This window comes from Levilactobacillus wangkuiensis, from assembly GCF_016861605.1.
GTDB classification, from domain to species: Bacteria; Bacillota; Bacilli; order Lactobacillales; family Lactobacillaceae; genus Levilactobacillus; species Levilactobacillus wangkuiensis.
Genome location: NZ_BOLM01000052.1, coordinates 1 through 1,488 on the forward strand (window position 1 = coordinate 1; position 1,488 = coordinate 1,488).

Genomic DNA, 1,488 nt, shown 5'->3' on the forward strand with positions numbered 1-1,488 from the left:
CCCTGAATAAATTCAGAGGCTTGTCGCTCACGTGTCTGACGACACAGTAGTCCAACATGCCCATTGGCACTCCTACTCGTAGTGGCAACATCATCGGGTAATTGACGGCTACCCGTTTAACTGTCAGGTTTACCCAACAGTTGTTAGCTTCTTGATCTTTGGTCGTTTAACACCATTCAACCAGTCTTGCCCAAGCATCTTGATGTTCATTGCCCCTAGTCGGTCATCGTTACAACGATATTGGCATTGGGCACACCAATACTCGTGAGTATCGTGATGCCGGTTGATTTTCTCAATTAGTCCACACTTGGGACAGCGTTGTGAAGTGAATGCTGGACTCACTTTCAAAACAGCACTTTGAATAGCCTGAGCCTTATACGTTAAGAAAGATTCTAACTGGAAAAATGCCCACGAACGATGACTATTGCGTAGAGATTTAGGCAAGTCATCGGTGTTAAACGTCACATCAGTTAAGTCTTCCAAAACAAAAAGTGTATGCGACCCATATGCTGCAACGAGTGTCTTAGCTAACCAATGATTCACATCGGTCATCCAGCGGTTCTCTCGTTGAGCTAGTTGCTTAAGTTTTTTCTTGGCAGACTTGGTACCCTTACTTTGTAATTGCCGACGGATCTCTAAGAACTTCTTCCGCTTACGTAAGATTTGTTGACCATCAAAGAATAGCGTCTTTCCTTCATCATCAAAGGCAGTTGCTAGGAAGCGTAATCCACGGTCAATTCCCACAACCTTAGGATTATCTTTGGCATCAAAATCACTAACTTCCTTTGTGATGCCGATGTGCAGAAACCACTTACCTCGATTGTGGATTAGTTTGGCAGTGCCGAGCTTCCAGTCTTCAGTAAAGTACTTCTCAAATCCTTTGTCAGTGAACGCCAATTTAGTACGTTTACCTAGAGTAGTTATTGAGATTTGTCGCATGCTATCTACGAAAGAATAGTTACTCTGACGTACCAAGTCTGCTTGTGGCCGACGAAACTGGATGGGTTGCACTAACCAGTTCAGGTCTCTAGGAACTTGAACCCACTTTTTTTCCTCGTTCTGGTAACGGTAAGGGTGTTGCTTCAGTTATTCCTGAACAGTTTTGTAGCGAGCTACGACTGTCCGAAAAACAGATTGGACCATCTGACTGTTGAGTGATGATTCTTGACGAAATCGTTTGTACAGCTGGTAATTGATTTTTAACCAGCTTAACTGAAACTCGTGGTCAAAAATCCATTGACTAACAATATTAGCTGCACGTTGATATTCCTGGCTCATTGCCAAAAATTGTTCTGCTTGATTCGTGTCTGGATAGAGTCTCAGCTTGATTGTTCGTCCTAGTTTAACCAATGGATACCTCCCCTGTAGATTGGGTCAAGTATACCATGTTTAGTTCTCTAGGGGAACATACGTTTCGAGAAAAATCACTAAGTTCTGGCATTCATCTTGCGATTAAAATCGCAGGTTTTCTGCTTAGTCCTTAATAAA

General features: G+C 42.8%; 1 pseudogene. It reads right to left on the minus strand.

Going from position 1 to position 1,488, the window contains the following annotated elements:
• Window positions 1-129: 129 nt before the first annotated feature.
• A pseudogene (locus JUF13_RS14375) lies at window positions 130-1,350 on the minus strand (RNA-guided endonuclease TnpB family protein).
• Window positions 1,351-1,488: the final 138 nt, after the last annotated feature.